This window comes from Pseudoalteromonas sp. SG45-1 (assembly GCF_014164135.1).
GTDB classification, from domain to species: Bacteria; Pseudomonadota; Gammaproteobacteria; order Enterobacterales; family Alteromonadaceae; genus Pseudoalteromonas; species Pseudoalteromonas distincta.
Window position 1 is genome coordinate 187,328 of sequence record NZ_JACJEP010000003.1, and the last position, 21,910, is coordinate 209,237.

The window sequence follows — 21,910 nt, forward strand, 5'->3', positions numbered from 1 at the left end:
TAACTAAGATTTTGAATGGTGTGGATAAAAAATATATGAAAAACAAAAAACGGATAACCGATAGAAAAAATATAATAAATTTAGCAAAATTAAACTTTGAAAAATGATGGAAAACTCCCATATATCAAAAGACAAAAATGGCATGTACATTATAAAAAAGAACATAGCAACTCGATTTTTTCTATCAAAAAATGGGATCATCTGAAACATTAAGCAAAAGCAAATTAATATTATGATTATATTAAAGTGGAAAATAAAGACTGAACTCTTATATAATGACAGTAGAAAACCATTAAGTCCCAGAAATATACTATAATTTGCCTCACCGAGTTCTGCATTATTAAAAATAGCAGAGGGCGAGACTGTATCTAAAAAGCCAACGCCTAGAACTCGCTCTAAAAATATGCCCAATGAGAAAAAATCTGAAACTGATGTGTAACTGTAAATACTTTCTCTGATATAGATATATGATGATAGAGAAGACACACGCCCCACTGCTAAAGACATTATTTGAGATGCATCAAACTCAACACCTCTCATTTCATTTCGCAATGTATATATGTACGTTAACACTTCAAACAATACGCTATATAACAAAAATGGCATTATTAGCATAGTAAAAAATAATTTATTCCCTATTTTGCCTCTTATTAATAAAAAAGTAATTAATGAGAATAGGGAAATCAGGTACCCCTGAAGCGACACTTGTTTAAAACAGTAAAAAATACAAATAGCTAAACAAAGAACGAAGCTTTTAGTTTTTATATTAGAAAAGGCTAACAGGCCGAGTAATAAATACGGATTCAATTTTACAACCAATGACATAAGAAGACCAGCGAGCCCTCCAACATTTTCTTCTCCAATTTTTATAGCACCAAAAAAAAAGGTAATAAAAAAAATAAAAACAAATAAAATTAATATAAAACCTTCAAATAGTTTCCCTTTTTCTTTAGTAATTGCAATATTATTAGCCAACTTAAGTAATAGATATAAAATAATTAAAGGAATTAAAACCTGAATGAGAGTTAATAAAAAGTCACTCGCCTTCATATCATAACTAAAGCTTCTAAAGTCACCTAACAAGGTTCCGCCAAAACTAATTAGTATCAATGATAATAATGCTGGAACTATATATATATAAATATAAAATAGTTTAACATTTTTCATATAATACTCTGTATAACTGTTTGGAATAAGCATCTGATGTAAAGTTTGCTTTAACATTTCTTATAACTTTTTTGTAATCATGTAATTCATTACTATCGCAAGATAAACGAAGTAAGGCATCAGCCATTTCATCTACGCTCTTGCATAAAATACCAATTGCACCATGTTTTTTAAAAAAATGTTCCATCTTAGAGTTATATAGTGAGATTATCGGCAGTTCAAATGCTATACAATCAGCGAAAACCCCACTCGGAATTAGATCATATTTTTCATCATCGCCACTAAAAAACAGTGCAAAATCTAAAGCTTGTACTTGTGCTAAAAATTCATTTTTTGGAATAAGTGATGAATTCAAAAAGCCACGACAGATGTGCGATACATTCGGGCTCAAATCGTACTCAAAGTTACCACTTGAAACACCCACGGTAACGAGCTCTATATTTTTAACGCCTTTAATATCGACAAGTTTTGCTAAGTTATAAATTTCATTAGAGCTTTTCTCGTACGAATGTACACCAAAACTACCAATTTTTATTGTTTCTCCATTATTTACATCAACCCTTTTAACCTGTTGTAAAGGGTGCTCTACAAAACGAAAGCCAGTGTAATTATATTTACTAGATAAACGGCTACATATGTACTCACTCAAAGCGATAAAATTAACTCTAGATTTTATATTATTGAAAGAGCTATTAATAAAATAACCACCTAATCTTTGGCCTAGCCCCTGAGGATTAGATATATAACCAAGCTCACCATGCATAAAAATATTTATATCAATTTTAAATAAACTAGTTAGGTATGAACAAACTTGATATTGCAAAGGTGTCGCTGATAACAAAATAAACTTATTACTCTTCCCTTTATACTTTATTATAATTTTTAAAAGCTCTAGAGTGGAATTTAGCCAGAAGTATAATTTACTGCTTTTTACGTTTACTTTATGTAAGTTTTTTTTATCAGTAATGGCATCTATTGAAGATGATTTTCTATCTAAAAAGTAAACGCATTCTTTATCTAATTTATTTAAAGATTTAATTGTTTCAAAATTAAAGACATGGTGTTCATTTTTTTTTCTAATTAGATCAATAATAATATTCATAGTCTATTTCTTAGCTCTATTAATGGATCTTTAAGTGATATTTTTAACTCAGTGAAAACTATCAGTGGCCATTTCCAGTTATTATAAATAAGTTGTAGAAAAAATTGTGAAAGAATAATACCCCACAAGCCAAATATAGAACCAAAGCAAAGCGAAAAGCTAAATATTAATATTCCAGTGATTAGCATTGGTTTCATAAATACTATTGTATTTTTGGTTGTCAAATACGCTGTACATAATGAATGATTCATTTCCAGGAAGGCTGCAATTAAAAAAACAATTAACATTGGTCTAGGTAATAAATTTGCGCTGTCAAACAAGACCTCTACCAAATAAACTCCCAACGTGATGGTCCCAAACATATATATAAAAAATAGCACCCAAGATATACCAATGGACTTCAAAAATGTGGATTTAATAATTGTGATATTATTAGAAACTTGAGCTGAGTTCATGAGTGGTAGCTGTAATCCAAAATACATTGAAGCGACAATTACTGCTACCGATGTAATTTGCAAAGTGAAGCCATATGTTGCGGCAGCTTCTAAACCAATAACAGAGGACACAATGAGTACACTGCTCCTAACTGTTAGAAAGTTACCTAGTTGGACCAACCCCATCAGTTTAGCATTGCACCAAATAACTGATGTGTAATCTTTGTCTGACTTTATTTTAAAAGCCTCGATTGTTTCCAATGCACATTTATCAAAAACAAAAAAGCGAACTAAAATACGATCAACAATAGCAGACATAAGAACACCCAATGCAATTGCTAACAAGCCAAAGCCAGCATAAAGTAGCGGGATAGTTATTATGATATTACTCAGCTTCGAAAGAACTATTGATTTGTTTAATTTAGTTTGATCTCCTCGCCCCTTCAAAATGCTGCTGTAGTAGCCAAAATAAAAGATCACTATTGCTGCAGCACCATATATTATCCAAGATGAATATACTAAAGCCCTGTCGCCACTATACTCGAGTGTTGATATATAAACTGAACCTGCAATTGTGAGTAAAAGTAGTGCTAAAATGGAAACCCAGCCATAGATTTTTTTTGCGGAAAAAATTATACCCGATAACAATTCAATATTGATGCCTCTATCGACTTCATAGTCGGGTACTTTATCCAATTCAATATTTTGCGCTCCAGAATATACATAAGAAATATATCTTGAGACTGTTGGTAAGAAACCAAATTCGAGTAATTGAATGAGCCCTATAATGGAGACAAATACATACCATAAACCTACGTCTTCGGTTGTCATAAAGTATAAGATAAATGGCAATAATAAAAGACTTGAAGCCATATTAAAAAATTGAGACAAATACCCCCATAAAATATCTTTTTTTACGATTTGATATGTCATTTACCATTCATCTCAATAGTAAATCGTTCAATCATGCCTTCAAGATCTGCTAAAACACTTTTAGCCTTATAGTTAGGTATAAATGAGAGAATTTTAGTAGTATCGGTAATAGGAAATTTTTCGTTTGGAAAGTCGATTTCGTGCCAAACTATTTCACATTGAGTTTTTTCTTGCAATATATTAGCGATTTGTTCAGCTTTTATATTGACCCCCGCAGCAATGTTGATTACTTGTTGTGTAGTGCTAGAAAGCATTGAAAGTGCTATGCAACTACTTGCTACATCACTTACCGAAACATAGTCTTTTGCATAACTTGGAGGAATGTACATGTCTACTTTCCCCATATTAATTGCATTACGAGTAATTGCGGGTAAGAATAAAGGACTGTTTAATGCAACACCATAGACGTTACTAGGTCTTAATACACATACATCTCGACCACTTTTCAGACATAATTCTTCACCAACTAACTTAGTTAAATTGAATAAACGACGGTTATCATCTACGCAGATAGTTAATTCAGATTGTTCGCTCGATTGTAGCTGATTCATATATACACGAGTCGAAGATATATACATCAAACGTTTAAACTGACTTTTTTGTAAAATGTCAGAAATTAAAGTGACATTCGCTTCTAATACTGAAAAAGGTGTGTTTTTACAATCGCCATTTCCTGCACAATAAATTACGATTCCTAGGTCACGCTCAAATATAGTTATATCGTCTCTTGTTGGGACGAAAACAGTATGCCCTAAGCTAAGTAACTGAGTCACAATCTCAGTTCCTATAAAACCACGCCCTCCAAATACAGTGTAAAGCGCCATTAGTCATCCCACCCATTAATGAGTCTATTTTTAACTTCGCTTAGTGTGGGCTGAACTTTATCTTTATCTGATAATAAGGGTGCTTCAAGCGGCCACTGTATTCCTAGACATTCATCATTCCATAGTAAACCACTTTCATCAGCTGGATCGTAGTAATCTGTACATTTATAATAAAAATCAGCGATATCACTCAACACACAAAACCCATGTGCAAAACCGGGGGGTACGTAAAACTGCAGTTTGTTCTCCCCTGTTAATAACACGGTTTCATACTGACCAAAAGTATCTGAATGTGGCCGTAAATCGACCGCCACATCAAATACCTCACCTTCAATGACGGACACTAGCTTTCCTTGCGGCTTTGTCTTTTGAAAATGAAGCCCTCTCAACACGCCTTTTGACGAGCGAGAACGATTATCTTGTACAAAATCAGCATTTATGCCTGCAGCTTTGTAACGTTCTGCTTGAAACATCTCATAAAAAAAACCTCTTTCGTCACCGAATACTTTAGGCTCTATAATTACTAGATCTTTTATTTTGGTTTTAATTATATTCATATTTTACTTTCAAAACTATTTAGTGATATTTAGTAAGTATTGACCGTAGCCAGTTTTACTTAGTGCATGGCCAATAGCTTGTACCTGCAGCTTACTTAACCAACCTTGGTGTAATGCTATTTCCTCTAAACAAGCAATTTTAAAACCTTGACGTTTCTCTACTGTTTGAACAAATTGCGAAGCTTCCAAAAGTGAGTCGTGTGTCCCGGTATCGAGCCATGCAAATCCACGGCCCAATTGCTCAACGTTGAGATTACCTTGCTCTAAGTATGCCTGGTTAACACACGTGATTTCTAATTCACCACGTGACGAAGGCTTAACATTTTTAGCTATTTCTATTACTGAATTATTATAAAAATAAAGTCCTGTAACCGCCCAGTTCGACTTAGGATTTTTTGGTTTCTCTTCTATAGAGAGCGCTTTAAACTTTTCGTCAAACTCTACAACACCAAAACGCTCTGGATCCATTACTTGGTAACCAAAAACACTTGCACCAATTAAATTTTCAGCTGCATGCTTAAGTTGTTTACCAAATGATTGCCCAAAAAAGATATTATCCCCTAAGGCTAAACAAACATCGTCAGAACCAATAAACTCTTCACCTATAATGAAAGCTTGGGCTAAGCCATCTGGAGACGCCTGTACTTTATATGTCAGTTTTATACCAAACTGCGAACCATCTCCCAGCAAACGGATAAAACCATCTTGCTCTTCTGGAGTTGTGATAATTAATATCTCGTTTATACCAGCCAACATCAGTACAGATAGTGGATAATAAATCATTGGTTTATCATAGATTGGGAGCAGTTGTTTTGATACGCCTTTAGTTATTGGATGCAAACGCGTACCTGACCCACCTGCTAAAATAATTCCTTTCATATTTCTATCCTATTTGCTCTTTAAAGTGAGCAATATAATGTTATACATTTATGCCTAATCGCTGGCGTTGATAAGAGCCATTTTGAACGTTTTCACACCATCTCTGGTTATCTAAATACCATTTAACAGTTTTACGTAGGCCTGTTTCAAAGGTTTCAACCGGTGTCCAATCTAGCTCTGCATTCATTTTTGATGAGTCAATCGCGTAACGCCTATCATGCCCAGGGCGGTCTGCAACATAACTAATTTGCTCTGCATATTTTGTTTCTTTCGGCACTAATACATCTAAAATACTACAAATAGTTTGTACTACTTCAATATTTTCCTTTTCATTATGACCGCCAATGTTATAAGTTTCACCGACTTTACCCTCAGTTACTACTTTATAAAGTGCACGAGCGTGATCTTCAACATAAAGCCAGTCGCGAATTTGGTCACCCTTTCCGTAAATAGGGAGCTTTTTTCCTTCAAGCGCATTTAATATAACTAGTGGTATTAGCTTTTCAGGGAAATGATAAGGTCCATAATTATTTGAACAATTTGTAACTATAGTAGGAAGTCCGTAAGTGCGTAGCCATGATCGGACTAAATGGTCACTCGACGCTTTACTTGCCGAATAAGGACTACTTGGAGCATAGGATGTTTCCTCAGTAAAAAGCGGTAGCTCGCCTTTTCGTTCATCTGGGTGGGGAAGATCGCCGTAAACTTCATCCGTTGAAATATGGTGGAATCTAAATAACTTTCTACAATCATCATTTAATGTATTCCAGTATTCACGCGCCGCTTCTAATAGGTTGTAAGTACCTACAATATTTGTTTGGATAAAATCGCTAGGCCCAGTTATTGACCGGTCTACATGGCTCTCAGCTGCCAAATGCATTACTGCATCTGGTTTATGCGTTGCAAACACTCTATCAAGTTCAATGCGTTTACAAATATCTACCTGTTCAAAAGTATAGCGCGCATTCTTATCCACAGATTTAAGTGACTCTAAATTACCTGCGTAAGTAAGCTTATCAAGATTAACAACTGAGTCATTTGTACTTTCTATAATGTGTCGAATTACAGCAGAGCCAATAAAGCCGGCACCGCCTGTTATAAGTATTTTCACTTTAACGGCCTCTAACTACTTATTTATTGTGTTAACTTCTCGTCAATCCAAATTTTGCATAATTACAAACTAAAACGTAAACCGTACCAAAGATTAATCCTATAATAAAACCAAGAGCGCAAATTAAGGATTTTTTCGGCTTTACCTGTTTTTCTGGTACTAGTGCTGGATCAATTGTTTTAAATACATATTCATCACGCACCTCTGCAAACATAATTGTCTTTGCCTGCTCTTCAACTAATTTGTACAAAACAGTTTTAATATCTGTGATGTTAGTTTGTCGTAGTTGTTTTTCTAAAAAATCAGTGCTTTTTCTTGCTTCTTTAACGTCCCGTTCTTTCATCACCTTATTGATATCTTCAACTAACCAAGTTACCCACTGTTGAGCTAAATGAGGTGATATATGCTCTAAACTTACTTTAATTAACCCTGAGGTTTTATCTGAACTAATAACCAGAATTTTACTAAACGCTTCATAAGCCTCTTGCATCGAAGGCTTCGACTTCGATGGTTCTTGGGCCTTTCTAACCCACTGTCTAGATTTAGAGTCAAATAAATCTTGATCATAGATCAGCTCATTGTCTTTTCTTTTCCATGATTGAGAAGCCATTAACTCAGGAAGAATACCGTGTTCAGTTATGAATTGACTCGTAAACTTACGTGACTTCATAACCTCAATAGCTATTTTCGTATTATCTAAACTAGCTTTTCCTCCAAAGTTGACTCCTGCTAAGCTAGCGAGCCCACCAAATTGGCTAGCTAAGCCAGATAAACCACCTGAAGCCTCATCTTCAACGGGGGCCAATAATACTTCTGATCGGTAGATATTTGGTTGATTTAAAGCATAAATTACGGCACAAGAGCTGAATATTAAAGTAATCAATAAAATTAGCCACTTGCCATCCCAGATTGTGAAAATCAATGTACGTAATTTGATCTCATCTTCAGTTAATTTTTTGTAAGATACACTTTCCGTTTCTTTCATCATAATCACTTATTAATATTATTGTTTTAAAGTCGCAACTATCGACACTAGAGGCTACCAACAGCAGCAACAGCCACACCTAACTGATAAAGGATCTGCGTTGCTGTGCTCCAAAGCGTTAGCTTGTCCATATGTCCTGCATCCATTGGTATTACTATTGTGTCACCTGGTTCTAACTGGTCAGCATTATTTGCTGCAAACCAACCACCTGTACTTGGTATTTTCACTGAACCATTGGCTTTAATAATGTAAATTCGATCTTCAGCGGCACGCTCTTTAAGGCCACCACTTAGAGCAATATAATCATCAACACTCACCCCTGTTTTATATAGGTGTGATGTGGAGTAGTTAACTTCACCAATTACGCTAATTGAATCACGCTTGCTTGGTACATAAAGTGTATCACCATCTTGAAGTACTAAGTTTTGTTGATTATTTACAATTAAAGGTAAATCAATTACTAAACGCCCTACGGCTTCAACACTCGCGAGGTCGTTTAACAGCTTGTTCATTTCTTCATAAGAAAGTGTGTTACTGCTTACAGAGTTTTGGAAGCTCTTAGAGGCGATGTCGCGGCGAAGCTCTGTAGATAAACGCGCTAACTGCTTTTCCTCTTGTTCTTTAATTGATGTACGGGTAAATACAGCTGCTTTTTGTTCTGCAAATTGTGAAAAACCACCCGCGCGTTCAAGTAATTCAGTTAGCGTTTCACCGCGGCGTATAGTGTAAGTGCCTGGAAATTTAAGCTCGCCTTTTAATTCTACTTTTACATTTTCTTGCCAGTTTGGAATTGCAAAAACGTTGATGCTGTCTTTACTTTGTAATGTAATATTACTTTGAAGGTCGCCTTTCATGGCGCTTTCAAGGTCAAATCGTAAGTGTTCTATTTTAGAACCATCGCTGGCTACAATACGTGTAATTTCAGCTTGTTTTACGTAGGCAGACTCCAGCAAACCACCGGCTGCTGTTATTAAATCACTTACCTCACCACCAATCATTAGTGGATAAATACCAGGGAAAGTTACATTCCCGCTGATTTCAACTAATTGCATTGCTTGTTGCACTGATGCTTGCTGTTTAAATTTAGCAATAATTGGCGCTAACAAGTTATGGCGACTAAATAATGCATAATCCTCAGGTTTGAGTTCTTGGTCTTCTTCTTCTTTTGCTTTGCGTTTAGAAATTTCAGCAATTGTTAGTATTTTATTGTCTTCAAGAACAAGCTCTTCGTCTTCTTGATTAACACCAATATATTTTTCGAACTCTTTTTGCTCAAACTTGTGCCATTGCTCTGCTTTTTGTTGCTGCTCTTGTTGCTCTTGGCTAAGGGCCATATTTGCTAGAGCTGATTGCTCTGCTTCTTTTTCTTCAAAACGACTAAATACAACTATCTTGTCATTAGCTTTAAGTTGTAAGTTGTTTTCAGGATTTTTAATAATCGCTTGAGCAACGTCGAACTGATGCGCTTCTATATCGCCGTTTACATTTATTTCGCGGATTACGAGGCCGTAGCTTAAATCGGCTTGCGGTAGTAGGTCACCGCGTATAGATTTAAGTACATCTGAAATACGCTTACCTTGGTGCCATTGATAATTACCTGGGCGTGCCACTGCACCAATTAAGCTAATTGAATTTTGATATTGCGAGCTAACTGAATTAAAGCGAATGCGGTCGCCATCTTGTGGGATATAGTTAATTTGTGGTTTTGAAAAATCGACCGAGAGTACTTCTTTACGATCGAAGTTAAAGCGCTCTACAATTGCGCTTTTAGCGTATGCATTGGGTTTAAGGCCTCCGGCCATTGCTAATAAATGCTTAGCAGACTCACCTTTTTTAAGTTCAAAAATAGCGGGACGTTTAACTGCACCTTCAACTGTTACTTGAGCGCCAACTGATGGAATAAATACAGCATCGCCCGGCTTTAATACGATGTCGTTGCTGCTATCGCCATTAATAAGTAAGTCGTAAAGGTCAAAATTTGCTACAACCTTGCCTGCGCGTTTAACTTGAATATTACGAAGAGAAGCAATATCAGACACGCCACCGCTTACAAATAATGCGTGCGAAACAGTTGTTAATGAAGAAACACTGTAGCTACCTGGCTTGTAAGCCTCACCTAGCACTAAAATACGCATGCTACGAAGCTGACCAAGCGATACAAACGCTTTTACACCTATTACCTCTTGCTCAACTTTTACTTTTACTAATTCTTTAATTTCAGCAAAGGTCAAACCGGCCACTTCTACAGGGCTTAAATCTGGAATACTAATACGTCCTTCACGGTCAACTATGACTTCAAAACTGTCACTTTCTTTACCATAAAAGTTTATTTTTAATTGATCGCCAGGGCCCACAATATATGTATCTGGTACTGCGGCATTTTCGCTTGGGATAAATGTAGTTGGTTCACCTGCAAACAATTCGTAACCGTATGGCTTTAATTCGTCTGTTTTTGGTTTAAAGCGCTCTTCATCTGTAAGCTTTTCTTTTTCGGGTTCTGCGCGCTCACCAATACTATTTTGTTGCTGTGTATTATTTTGATTATTAGATTGGTTTGTACCAGTGATCGTTGATATGTCAACACCATACTGTTTTGCGAGGGCTTCTTGTTGAGCTTTAGGTAACTTTTTAAATTGCTCAATTTGAGACGCTGTTGGCGTAAAAGCCAAAGCACTAAAACTACAAAGTAGAATAAAAGCACTAATTAATTGTGTAAAAACTTTCACGAGTAGGTATATCCCTAGGTCTACAACCAAAATTGGCCGCTATAATACCTTAATTTTAGGCAAATAAAAAAGGGACTTTCGTCCCTTTTGTCACTTTAGTGTAATTAACTTAACTACATTGGTTAAAAACTGTAAACCAACGTGAATGACGTTTCAGTGTCAGTGCTTTCTTTATCGTCAGCAACATCTGAGTTGTTAGTGACATTAAAAGCGACTTTCATTTGTAACGAGCCGTTTATTTTTGCAAGTAATGCAGTTTCAGAGCGAGTTTTGGTGTTTGTATCACCGTACTCAACAGCAACTAATTGAGTAAAACGTGCATTCTCAGAAATTTGCCAGTTGTAATCTAACTTACCCAAGGCAATTACTTCGCCTTCAAATTCACCAGCAAGAGAGTTACCGTTGTCATCAACTTCAGTGCTGTCATCTGGGTATTCAAAGTATTTATAACCAGGACCAATTTCAGCACTTAACCACATAGTTTTTTCGTTTAATAAACGCAAACCGTAACCTGCAGAAATTACCGACTCACTTCTATACGCTCCAAAATAATCTGAAACGTGTGAACCATAAATGAATAAATGAGAATGATCTTCATTTAATTTGTAATTACCTTGTGCAGAAATTGAATACTTTTCGTTAGTGCGCTGCTTATTTTTGTCACCATTTGCATCTTCAACTTCATCTTCTTTGTAGATGCCGTCTAGCTTGTATTCGTTGTTCCAGTGTTCAAGATTGTGCTGAACTTTGATGCCACCTTTAAGTGTGGTCGTTTCTGTATTACCACTTGTGACAATAGCACCTAATTCACTGGTAACTTCCCATGTTCTTTGATCTGCGTCTGCAGCAAATGCGTTTGTTGCAGCAGAAGCCGCAACTAAAACTGATAAAAGCTTTAATTTCATTAAAAAATAACCTTTGTATAAATGTACATCTATTTTATTAAAGCATTACTTGTTAGAGCAAGCTAAACAGCTAAGTAATAATGTAAAAAATTTTCATGCGGCAGATCCCGCATGAAAATTTTATGTTTAATAGCTTTTTAGCACTACAACAATTAAAGATAACTTTAATTAAATAACTATTTAAAATTAGTCTTGCTTGTGAAAGTGAACATCCATTTGTGGAAATGGGATAGTAATATCTGCATCATCTAATGCAATTTTAATATTTTCCATTAATGACCAGTAAGTAGGCCAATAATCAGCAGCGTTAACCCAAGGACGAACAATAAAGTTAACACTTGAATCGCCTAACTCATTTACAGATACATTGTAAGCTGGATCTTTAAGTATGCGTGTTTCTGCATCTAATACAGATTTTAATACTTCTTTTGCGTGACGTAAATCAGCATCGTAGCCAACACCAATAACTAAATCGATACGACGAGTAGACTCTCGTGAGAAGTTAGTAATAGCACCAGACATTATTTGAGAGTTTGGTACGATAATTACTTTATTATCTGGAGTACGTAGTTCAGTTGAGAATATTTCGATTTTTTTAACCGTACCCATTTTATTACCTGCTTCAACAAAGTCACCAGACTTAAATGGACGAAGTAAAATAATTAGTACGCCTGATGCGAAGTTAGATAATGAACCTTGCAATGCTAAACCAACAGCTAAGCCGGCAGCACCTAAAATAGCAATGAACGAAGTTGTTTCAATGCCAATTTGCGAAAGTGCCATTAAAATAGTTACAGCAAATACAAGTGTGTACACAATACTTGAAACAAATGAACCGACAGCTTTATCTACTTTCTTTTTAGCAAAACCTTTTTCAGTTAAGTTAGAACAAAACTTAGCAACACGACTACCAAGTAAAAAGATAACAAGCGCAACAACTGCTTGTATACCGTAGTGTAAAATTAGGCCTGAGTTATCGTTAAGCCAATTAAGTACTGAATCCATATTTACTCCAAATGTTTTTTATTAAGCGTTTTCGGGCATTATTATACATTAATTTACAATTTATTCTCATGAAATAATGAATTAATACTATTAAATGCAAGTATATTCTATTTTTTAGAGGCAATTATGCGATAAAACATAGCCTACTTTGAAAAAATATTAACGACTAAATACTAATTATATTTGCCTGATTTAAATTATTTTAATTTATTTCACTTTTGGGCTTCACAACAATTATTATTTTATGTATTATGCGCGCCACACCAAACAAGGTGTGTGTAGTGGCGGTTGTAGCTCAGTTGGTAGAGCCCCGGATTGTGATTCCGGTTGTCGCGGGTTCAAGCCCCGTCAATCGCCCCACTTTTTTCCTAGTAAGCCTTCATATTTATACCCTATCTTTACTCTGTAATATAAACTCTAAAACCTTCTAATATATTAACCTTGCAACACAATTATTAATACTCTAGTTAAACCCACTAATTTACAAATCTCACGCAGCGATTAAATCATCCCTAGATAAAAAATTTCAATCCACAAAGATCAACACGCCCTAATTAGTAATAATATCTAATAAACAAGTATTTAATACCAATTCGCTTAATTAAGTGATCTATTTTGAGGATGGAAAAACATGTTGATAGCTTGGCAAAAAATTCGCTATTTAGTTGTTCTCGGCAATTGCTCCTGCATTGCTCTACCTTCGGCATCCATGCAGTCGTAAATGAGAATTTTTTAACACTGGTAGCGACACGTTTAGCCCCGCAAAATGATTAAGTATTATCGCGGATTGGTATAACTCGTTACTTATCTACAATTAATTAACCAATGTGACTGTATTAACTATACTTAGCTACAAAAAGTGGTAGGTTTCTAATGTTGGCATCACTTTTTACAGAACATCAAACTTCTACTGGGATATAAAATTAAGCATGATTAAACAGGTTTTAGGAAATTTACTGTGTAGTTGTTTAGCTGTAATGAGCTTTAACTCATTGGCTCAAAGCAATGATGAATTCAATAAGCTATTGATTGAGATTCAAAAATTAGTTTCTGAAAAAAAATACACTCAGGCTTATCAAAAAAGTAATAGCGAATACCAGTACCTGGGCGAACCCGTATACGACTTTTTATTAGGGGTCAGTGCACTTAAAACAGGGCATGCGGCGCCAGCTGTATTTGCCTTTGAACGCGTGGTTGAAAATAATCCTAGATGGTATGAAGCTCGCTTGTACTTAGTTCGCGCTTATTTAACAGTTAATAATTTACCTGCTGCCGATACCCAAGCTTTAATACTAATTAACTCACCTGACACACCTAATAATATAAAGTCTTCAGCACAGTCATTGCTAGAAACTGCTGCACTTAAGCAACAAGAAGCTGGACGCTCTTATAAACAGAATATTGTGCTTGCCCTTGGCGTTGATGGCAACGTAAACGCGGGTACAGCAGAAAATACGATTATAATTCCTAATCTTGGTGAGTTTTTGTTATCGCCAGAAAGTAAAAGTACGCAGGACAACTATGCACGACTTAATTACAGAGGAAAGTACTCTCACCCTATTGATCAAAAAAGTTTAATCACTTTAAGTATTGATACCGGGTGGTACAAGTTTGAAGAACTCAGTCAATACGATCGTATAAATGCGCACATTAATGCCGCCTATCAATATAAACAAAATGACATAAGTTGGTTTGCACGAGTTGCTACCACTCCGTTGATGCTTGATGGCGAACTTTATCGTACTGAATCAGCTTTAACGGCCGGAGCTAATTTTACGCTAAATAAACAAGTTAATTTATTTAGCTCTTTGACTGCGGGTGTTTTAAACAATAGATTTGATGAAAAGCTCGACAACTCATTTTATGCGATGAATGCAGGTGCTAGCTATGCAGCTAAAAATTGGTTTCAAAGCTTAAGCATTAACGCTAAAAGCGAGGAAGCGGACATTACTGAAGGTGAATTTAATAGCCGTAATATTACGAGCTTGTACTACCAAGTGAACACTCAGTTGGCTCAACATTGGCAGTTGTTATCTCTTGCTGGATACCAATGGATTAATTATAAAGATGATCACCCTTTATTTTTACAAGAACGTGCCGATAACCTCTTTATGTTCTCAACTTCTGTTCGCTACTTAGTTAATCGCGATTTAGCCATACAGTTGGCTGCCAACTATCAAGATAAATCCAGTAATATTTCTTTATTCGAATATGACCGTTTAGATATCAATTTAAGCGCTTCTTACTCATTTTAATTTAAGGTATTTATGAAACATTTACTCCCTGTAATTACCACTTTACTTTGTGTAAGTTTTTATACACAAGCAAACGACCCTGCTGGTAAAACTATTTTAGCACGAGGCTCTGTACTCGCGGTTGATGGAAGCAATGAACAACAACGACAATTGCAGCGCAGAGATACTGTTTTTGGCGTAGATCGCATTACGACTGGAGAGAAAAGCAAAGCGCAATTTTCAATGTTGGATGGTGGTTTAATAGCCTTAAAAGAAAACTCAGAATTAAATATTGCTAACTACGAATTTAATGACAATACCCAACAGGGCTCTGCTTCTATTGAGTTACTTAAAGGCGGTTTGCGCTCTATTTCCGGCGTAATTAAAAAAAATGGCGGCTCTTATAGTGTAAAAACTCCCGTAGGCTCTATTGGAATACGCGGAACGCATTTTGAAGTTCAGCTGGTTAAAGGCGATGTATTTTTAGCGGTATGGGATGGCGCAATAGATTTAACGTTAGAAAATAATAACGTGGTTTCTTTGGGTGATAACGAAGCATTTTCGTTTGCACAAATTACAGCCACTGGTGAAGTATTTAAAACGACACGTGCGGCACGTGTGTTTGATCAAAATATAGTAGCAATTGATCCTAAAGACGACAACGAAGAAGAAACTGAGCAAGCATCGGTAACTGAAGTTGAAGTAAATGCTTTTGAAGCAGATACAGGTGTTATGGATATATATTCTGAACAACAATTTCAAACTGTTAGCAGCGCATCTTTAGTCGATCAAATAGCTCAGCGCCAAGGTGTATTTAACTATGAAGTATCAAGCTTTAATGTAAATTCGAGTGTGGGTGCTGTTACTGACTTTGCTATGACTATGGCAGTTGATTTTGATAATGGCACCGTACCTGATGGCGAAATTAGTTTTAATGACGCTGGTGGAAATTGGTATGCAGCTTACAGCGGCTTAATAAATTTAAGCGCACTTGAGCTGGCCGTTACATTTGCATCCCATGGTAACAATAAAGCCGAGGGCGATGTTGATGCAATATTTTTGAATGACCTAGACAATATTACTGGCAACTTTAATCTTAACGAAATAAATAATCCTGATGTAAATGCTAGCGGTTCTTTTAAATTAGAACCATAAACACATTGGATACAAAGCTTTTATTATGGAGTATTTAAAATGACAGCAAAAAATTTATTTTTGCTTGGTTCTATGGTGTTTTTGTTAAGTGCCTGTGGAGGCTCAGAAGAAAGCCCCACTCAAGAGACAATACAATCACCTACGGCTGAAGTAGTACCGCCAACGGTGACTAGCTATATAAATTTGGCTGGTGTTATAGCGAGTAATCAAACCAAGAGTACAAAAGTTTTAGGTGCTGTCACTTCAAGTAGAGGAGTTGTTGGAGCAAGTTTAGCAAATACTCGCGCTAATATTGTTTTCTCACAAACAAACGACACCGTACAAGGTAATGTTTCTTTTTTACTTGAAGCTTCGGATACTGATGGCATTGCTGAAGTTAATTTAGTGCTCCCTAGTGTTAATAAAAGCATATCACTGTGTTCTTCTGATTGTGGTGTTGGCTACGAAAAGTCAATTATAGGCCTCAGCCCTGCGCTTTATGGCGTAACTCCAGGGGAAATACGTCTCGAAATATGGATAACTGACACTTTAAATAATCAGGTACTTGCTGATGCAATCACATTTAACTGGCAACCATATCAAATTGAAGGTGTTACAGCACAACGAGACGAAGATAATATTAATCTTTCGTGGCAAGCTAACCCCGAACTTAATCGTTACAACGTTTATATTGCAACTCAAGCTGGAGTCACATCTACTAACATTAATGAATTAGAGAATGGGCAACAATTTTTAAGTATTCAAGATACTGCATTAAGCATTACCGAGTCACTTACAGATAAAAGTTATCAAGTACTTATTACCGGTGTTGATGGCAGTGGTGAAAGTGGTTTTGCTAATATAATAAATATAGCGCCAGTGGGTGGAGAGCTTGCATTTGCACCAGAGGCTAATGCCGATCAGTTTCAGATAAATGAAGATCAAACTCTGCAAGGTAACGTGCTAACAAATGATACGAATCAATACAGTGGCGATTTACGTGTAAATACAGATGCATTAATTCTACCGCAGCATGGCACTCTTAATATAAATGAAAAAGGGGATTTTACTTATATCCCTATTGCAAACTTTAATGGTGAAGATGCCTTTAGCTATCAAGTTGCTAACGAGCTAGGTATGACAGATACCGCAGTTGTAGAGATAACCATTTTAGCTGTTAACGACGCTCCTATTGCGCTTGATAATACTTACAGCGTTACAAACAATGGAACCTTAGTTGTCCTATCGCCAGGCTTACTTATAAACGATAGCGATATAGACTTAGATGACTTAACTGTTGATACAACGCCGGTTAGCGAACCAACAAGAGGACAATTAACCCTTTTTGATAATGGTGGCTTTGAATACCAAGGCGAGCAAAATATGCAAGGCCAAGACAGCTTTCAGTATAGAGTTGTTGATGCACAAGGTGCTCAGGCTATTGCAAATGTAACCATTGTAAGCTCAAACACTAACGTAGCCCCTATTACAAAAAATGATAGCTATAGTTTAAGCGAAGATGAAACACTTGTGGTTACAGCAGCCAATGGTGTGCTTAGTAACGATAATGACCCAAATAATGACAGTTTTTCAGTTGATGAAACGTTTATGGTGGCACCCACACATGGCCAACTATTATTAGCAACTGATGGCAGCTTTAGTTATGTGCCGGATGCTAATTTTAATGGTGTTGATCAATTTCAATACCAAGCTATAGACTCATTAGGTGCAACCTCTACAGCCACCGTAACTTTAGTAATAAACAGCGAACCCGATAACCCTGTTGCACAAAATGATGCCTATCAATTTAACAAAAACAAACTATTTGAAGTAACAGTACAAAATGGCTTGTTAATTAACGACTTTGATATTGAGGCTGGCGATTTATCAGTTAATACCACGGCAATTAATGCAACTCAAAATGGCGAACTTACATTAAATGCTGATGGCTCGTTTACCTATCAGCCAGACTTAGGTTTTATTGGTGTAGATAGCTTTACCTATTCAATTTCAAATGAGCAAGGCTTAACTGCAACAGCTCAAGTAACCTTAAGTGAAAGCGGCGTTAATACTTTTCCAGAAGCCAATGACGATCAATATACGTTAGACGAAGACAGCTCTGCATCTTTATTAGATGTGCTAGCTAACGACACTGATGCAGATGGCGATACAATTACTATTTCTAATATAGAAAATACTGCTGGTGAAGCGACTATTGTCGCCGGAAAAATACAGTTTACTCCACCAGCAAATTTTTCAGGTGAGATAGTACTAACTTACACCATTACTGATGGTTATAGCACTGGTAATGAAGGTATAAACGACAGAACAGCAAGTGTGACGATTACCATTACACCTGTTAATGATGCCCCTACTGCAAATGCTGATTCAGTAACGATGAACGAAGATGCTCCTGCGTTATTAGTTAACGTATTAGCTAACGACTCCGACATTGATGGCGATACTCTTGTGATAACAGCTGCTACTGCAGATATAGGTTCTGCATCTGTTGTTGATAATAAAATCCAATATACGCCTACTGCTAATACAAATGGAACAGCAATTATTAACTACACAATAAATGATGGGAACGGCGGTACTGCAACTACTAACTTAACAATTACTATTACTCCCGTAAACGATGCTCCAATAGCAAACGCAGACTCAGCTACAATAGATGAAGATGCAGCGCCAATACTAATAAATGTATTAGCAAATGACTCAGACGTGGATGGCGACAGCCTTGCCATAAGCGCAGCATCAGCTGATATTGGCTCTGTATCAGTGGTTGGCAATCAAATTCAATATACACCGGCAGCCGACGACAACGGCGTAGCAACAGTTACTTATACTGTAAGCGATAGCAGCGGTGGTGCCAGTACAACAACGTTAACTATCACTATTACACCTGTAAACGATGCTCCAATAGCAAATACTGACACAGCAACGATGGATGAAGATGCAGCACCGCTACTCATTGATGTGTTGATTAATGATTTAGACGCTGATAGTGATAGCCTAAGCATAACAGCAGCGTCAGCCGATAGCGGTTCAGTATCCGTTATTGATAACAAACTACAGTACACACCGGCTGTAAATACCAACGGTATTGTTGTTGTCAGTTATACTGTTGATGATGGGAATAACGCTACAGATGCTGGTAGTTTGTCAATTACGATTGCTCCTATTAACGATGCTCCAGTTGCGTCAAACCAAGGTTTTAATATTAGCGAAAACGCAACCGATGGAGACACTATTGGGACTGTTAGTGCCTCAGACATTGAGAACCAAAATTTAAGTTACACCCTACTCAGTGGTGCCCCCATATTCGAAATAAATAATGATTCTGGCTTATTAACTGTAAAAGGTGAAAGCCCGTTTGATTTTGAAACAACTCCTCAGTACATATTGAGCCTAGCTATTACTGATGATGGTACGCCTAACGAAACAACTACTATTAATATAATAATTGATATCACTGATGATACGAAGCCTCTAGTTCCTGTTGAAGATGAAACATTTGGTCGCCCTATAACAGGTGAACTTGAGCTTTCTGGAGTTTTTTCAAGCGGTGAATTTAATGACAGTATTGAGCTAAATAATAACCTTTACTTTGTAGGTTTTAGTAATAACAGCGACAAAGATATCGTTATTGCATCGTATACAACGAGTGGTGTGATAAATACAGCATTTAATGGTGATGGCGTTAAAGTATTAGATTTAGAAAATGATGAACAAGCAACAGCTATCATCTCTGATGGTACAAGCCTCTTTGTTGCTTACACTAGTTTTGATGGCACAAATACCGAAGCATGTTTGTTGAAAATGAATACCGCTGGCGTATTAAGTAATAACTCTGGAGATAATAATTCAGGTATTCACTGTACCGCATTAGCAAGCACCCTCGTGATTAATGACCTTGAATTTAGCGACAATAAAATTCAGGCTGTTGGTAAGTCATTTAATGGTAACGACAGCGATAGCTTATGGATAAAATACGATATATCTACGCTCGCTTATGAAGCCGGAAGCCCTAAAATTGTCGATGTGAGCGGCGCTAGTAGAGATGACGAAGCGTTTGCTATTAAAAACTTTAATAGCTCTGATCTTATGGTTGTTGGCAGTGTCACAAGTGCAACTGGCGATAAAGACATACTTATACGTTATTTAATTTCTGATGGTGAAAACAATGGAAGTTTTAATGGTAGTGCAGCATTATCGCTCGACTTGTCCAAGAATAATAAAGATGACGAACTATTTGCAATTGGCGGCGCTAAAAACACCGACTTTACAGCTTTTGTAGGTGGTTACATAACTCGTAATAGTGGTGAAAAAGAAGCCGTGGTTTTGGCTATTGATAAAACGGGTACTCTTATAACGAGTTTTGGTGATGCAGGTACTGCTATTTACGATATTGATGGTAATGGCGGAAGTGGAAATGGTGGGGCGGATATAACCGGCATAAAATACGAACCTATAAAAAATGAAATTACGTTATCTGGCACTACTGGAGTTTCTGCTAGTGAAAAACTATTTTCTGCCCGTATTTTAATGTCTGATGGTTCACTTGATAGTACTTATGGTGCATCAGGTATTAATATTATTTCAGGTATCAATGGTAAGCAATTTGCCAAATCGGCAACTATAGATGCGAATGATACAGTATGGGTATCGGGTGTTATTGACGACTCAACCACTAAACCATTTGTTGCAGCAATTGACGAGCAAGCCACATTATTCAGTAACTTTGCAGACGTTGGTTATCTTGCTTTTGATACTATAAGCGCAGAATCTGACGATCAATCAATGCACGTTTTACAACTGAGCAATGGCCCTCATGCCGGTAAGTATATTCTTGCATCAACGGCTAAATCGAACTCAATTACTAAGTTAGTATTAACACGCTTTACGAGTACGGGGGCTATAGATACTAGCTTTAGCGAAAGTGGTCATAAAGAAATTGCCATAGATTTGAGCGTACCTAATATCGCGTTGGTTGAACACAATAGCGGCAGCTTATTTGTTGCGGGATCTAAAAGCAAAACTGACGGTGAAGAGGGCTTTATAGCTAAAGTCGATCAAAATGGTGATTTAGATACCTCATTCGCCAGTGATGGTATTTACTCTACTTCTATTTCAGATGCTGAAAAGCTTAACTTAACTGATTTAGCACTACATGATGGCAACGTTGTAGCAGTTGGCTCTGTAGTTATAGCCGATACTCCTAGTTCGTTTATCATGATGCTAGATTCTGACGGTACACTTGACGATGACTTTGGTAGCAATGGAAAAATTATAGGAACACCTTTTGAATATTATGAAAGTGTTTTTATCAGTGATGATAGTATTTTTATTGGTGGTAAATCTGTATCAGGTGCCAGTTCAGAATTAATAGCATTAAAGCTCGACTCCGACGGTGAGCAAACCTACAAATACATAGGTGAAACAACCACTGATTCCGAGAATAAAATGGTAAAAGTTTTAGTCGACGAATCAAATAAATTATATTTAATTGCAAACGTTGTAGATACGCCTTATAAAGCCAGTATTACGCGATTACTCGCATCCGGAGTAATTGATGACAGCTACCCTTTAGGCCAATATACATTAGCTTCAACGGGAGATACCGAAGTAAAAAGTGCCGTTTTTGATACCAACAACAATATTGTTTTAGTTGGTATGGGCAACAATAAAGGCATGTTAGCGCGCATTTTAACTGACGGTACTTTAGATAATACGTTTGGAGCCAGTGGTGTCGGATTTTATGAAGCAAGCCAATGTGTCAGTACACATGTATTTACTTCAATTATCCTGCAAAATGATACCCAAGTTGTTGTAAGTAGCACTTGTAATGACACTAACTCTAACAATGTTAGTATTTCTAAATTCAATTTTGAAGCAGATGGAGCTTAGC

Annotated in this window: 14 protein-coding genes and 1 tRNA gene; 4 read left to right on the forward strand and 11 right to left on the reverse strand. The window is 36.5% G+C overall.

What is annotated here, in order from left to right:
• Positions 1 to 3: 3 nt before the first annotated feature.
• The 11 genes from wzy to H5117_RS04665 form a co-directional block, all read right to left on the reverse strand.
• A complete protein-coding gene (wzy, locus tag H5117_RS04615; protein ID WP_182736293.1) occupies positions 4 to 1,167 on the reverse strand; it encodes an oligosaccharide repeat unit polymerase in 1,164 nt (387 codons plus the stop codon).
• A complete protein-coding gene (locus H5117_RS04620; RefSeq protein WP_182736294.1) occupies positions 1,154 to 2,269 on the reverse strand; it encodes a hypothetical protein in 1,116 nt (371 codons plus the stop codon). Before H5117_RS04620 ends, wzy begins: the two co-directional genes overlap by 14 nt.
• Positions 2,266 to 3,636, reverse strand: coding sequence for an O-unit flippase-like protein (wzx, locus tag H5117_RS04625; RefSeq protein ID WP_182736295.1), 1,371 nt, complete (start codon positions 3,634 to 3,636; stop codon positions 2,266 to 2,268). Before wzx ends, H5117_RS04620 begins: the two co-directional genes overlap by 4 nt.
• On the reverse strand, positions 3,633 to 4,460 hold the full coding sequence (locus H5117_RS04630; RefSeq protein WP_182736296.1) for an NAD(P)-dependent oxidoreductase: 828 nt from the start codon (positions 4,458 to 4,460) through the stop codon (positions 3,633 to 3,635). Before H5117_RS04630 ends, wzx begins: the two co-directional genes overlap by 4 nt.
• Positions 4,460 to 5,017: a dTDP-4-dehydrorhamnose 3,5-epimerase gene (gene rfbC, locus H5117_RS04635; RefSeq protein WP_182736297.1), complete on the reverse strand. Its 558-nt coding sequence runs from the start codon at positions 5,015 to 5,017 to the stop codon at positions 4,460 to 4,462. Before rfbC ends, H5117_RS04630 begins: the two co-directional genes overlap by 1 nt.
• Positions 5,018 to 5,032: 15 nt before the next feature.
• Positions 5,033 to 5,896, reverse strand: coding sequence for a glucose-1-phosphate thymidylyltransferase RfbA (gene rfbA / locus H5117_RS04640; RefSeq protein WP_182736298.1), 864 nt, complete (start codon positions 5,894 to 5,896; stop codon positions 5,033 to 5,035).
• Positions 5,897 to 5,936: 40 nt separating this feature from the next.
• The gene (rfbB, locus tag H5117_RS04645; RefSeq protein ID WP_182736299.1) at positions 5,937 to 7,007 is read right to left on the reverse strand and encodes a dTDP-glucose 4,6-dehydratase; all 1,071 of its coding nucleotides are present in this window, start codon (positions 7,005 to 7,007) and stop codon (positions 5,937 to 5,939) included.
• A gap of 31 nt (positions 7,008 to 7,038) precedes the next feature.
• The gene (locus tag H5117_RS04650) at positions 7,039 to 7,992 is read right to left on the reverse strand and encodes a Wzz/FepE/Etk N-terminal domain-containing protein (protein ID WP_259404246.1); all 954 of its coding nucleotides are present in this window, start codon (positions 7,990 to 7,992) and stop codon (positions 7,039 to 7,041) included.
• A 47-nt stretch (positions 7,993 to 8,039) separates the two neighbouring features.
• On the reverse strand, positions 8,040 to 10,718 hold the full coding sequence (locus H5117_RS04655; RefSeq protein ID WP_182736301.1) for an SLBB domain-containing protein: 2,679 nt from the start codon (positions 10,716 to 10,718) through the stop codon (positions 8,040 to 8,042).
• 122 nt (positions 10,719 to 10,840) lie between these two features.
• Positions 10,841 to 11,623 carry a YdiY family protein gene (locus H5117_RS04660; RefSeq protein WP_182736302.1) on the reverse strand — a complete coding sequence of 261 codons (783 nt, stop codon included), beginning with the start codon at positions 11,621 to 11,623 and terminating at the stop codon, positions 10,841 to 10,843.
• A gap of 186 nt (positions 11,624 to 11,809) precedes the next feature.
• Positions 11,810 to 12,628, reverse strand: a complete 819-nt coding sequence (locus H5117_RS04665) for a mechanosensitive ion channel family protein (RefSeq protein WP_002958438.1) — start codon at positions 12,626 to 12,628, stop codon at positions 11,810 to 11,812.
• 284 nt (positions 12,629 to 12,912) lie between these two features.
• Here H5117_RS04665 and H5117_RS04670 point away from each other — a divergent pair.
• From H5117_RS04670 to H5117_RS04685, 4 genes are all read left to right on the forward strand, one after another.
• Positions 12,913 to 12,988, forward strand: a tRNA-His gene (locus tag H5117_RS04670).
• 569 nt (positions 12,989 to 13,557) lie between these two features.
• Entirely contained in the window at positions 13,558 to 14,883 is a 1,326-nt protein-coding gene (locus H5117_RS04675; RefSeq protein WP_182736303.1) for a surface lipoprotein assembly modifier, read from the forward strand.
• A 12-nt stretch (positions 14,884 to 14,895) separates the two neighbouring features.
• Positions 14,896 to 16,017 carry a FecR domain-containing protein gene (locus H5117_RS04680; protein ID WP_182736304.1) on the forward strand — a complete coding sequence of 374 codons (1,122 nt, stop codon included), beginning with the start codon at positions 14,896 to 14,898 and terminating at the stop codon, positions 16,015 to 16,017.
• 39 nt (positions 16,018 to 16,056) lie between these two features.
• Positions 16,057 to 21,909: an Ig-like domain-containing protein gene (locus H5117_RS04685; protein ID WP_182736305.1), complete on the forward strand. Its 5,853-nt coding sequence runs from the start codon at positions 16,057 to 16,059 to the stop codon at positions 21,907 to 21,909.
• Position 21,910 lies beyond the last annotated feature (1 nt).

What these genes read in the sequence shown, in the direction of transcription:
- wzy (WP_182736293.1), bottom strand. Translation starts at nt 1,167, where the DNA reads ATGAAAAATGTTAAACTATTTTATATTTATATATATATAGTTCCAGCA.
- H5117_RS04620 (WP_182736294.1), bottom strand. Translation starts at nt 2,269, where the DNA reads ATGAATATTATTATTGATCTAATTAGAAAAAAAAATGAACACCATGTC.
- wzx (WP_182736295.1), bottom strand. Translation starts at nt 3,636, where the DNA reads ATGACATATCAAATCGTAAAAAAAGATATTTTATGGGGGTATTTGTCT.
- H5117_RS04630 (WP_182736296.1), bottom strand. Translation starts at nt 4,460, where the DNA reads ATGGCGCTTTACACTGTATTTGGAGGGCGTGGTTTTATAGGAACTGAG.
- rfbC (WP_182736297.1), bottom strand. Translation starts at nt 5,017, where the DNA reads ATGAATATAATTAAAACCAAAATAAAAGATCTAGTAATTATAGAGCCT.
- rfbA (WP_182736298.1), bottom strand. Translation starts at nt 5,896, where the DNA reads ATGAAAGGAATTATTTTAGCAGGTGGGTCAGGTACGCGTTTGCATCCA.
- H5117_RS04650 (WP_259404246.1), bottom strand. Translation starts at nt 7,992, where the DNA reads ATGAAAGAAACGGAAAGTGTATCTTACAAAAAATTAACTGAAGATGAG.
- H5117_RS04660 (WP_182736302.1), bottom strand. Translation starts at nt 11,623, where the DNA reads ATGAAATTAAAGCTTTTATCAGTTTTAGTTGCGGCTTCTGCTGCAACA.
- H5117_RS04665 (WP_002958438.1), bottom strand. Translation starts at nt 12,628, where the DNA reads ATGGATTCAGTACTTAATTGGCTTAACGATAACTCAGGCCTAATTTTA.
- H5117_RS04675 (WP_182736303.1), top strand. Translation starts at nt 13,558, where the DNA reads ATGATTAAACAGGTTTTAGGAAATTTACTGTGTAGTTGTTTAGCTGTA.
- H5117_RS04680 (WP_182736304.1), top strand. Translation starts at nt 14,896, where the DNA reads ATGAAACATTTACTCCCTGTAATTACCACTTTACTTTGTGTAAGTTTT.
- H5117_RS04685 (WP_182736305.1), top strand. Translation starts at nt 16,057, where the DNA reads ATGACAGCAAAAAATTTATTTTTGCTTGGTTCTATGGTGTTTTTGTTA.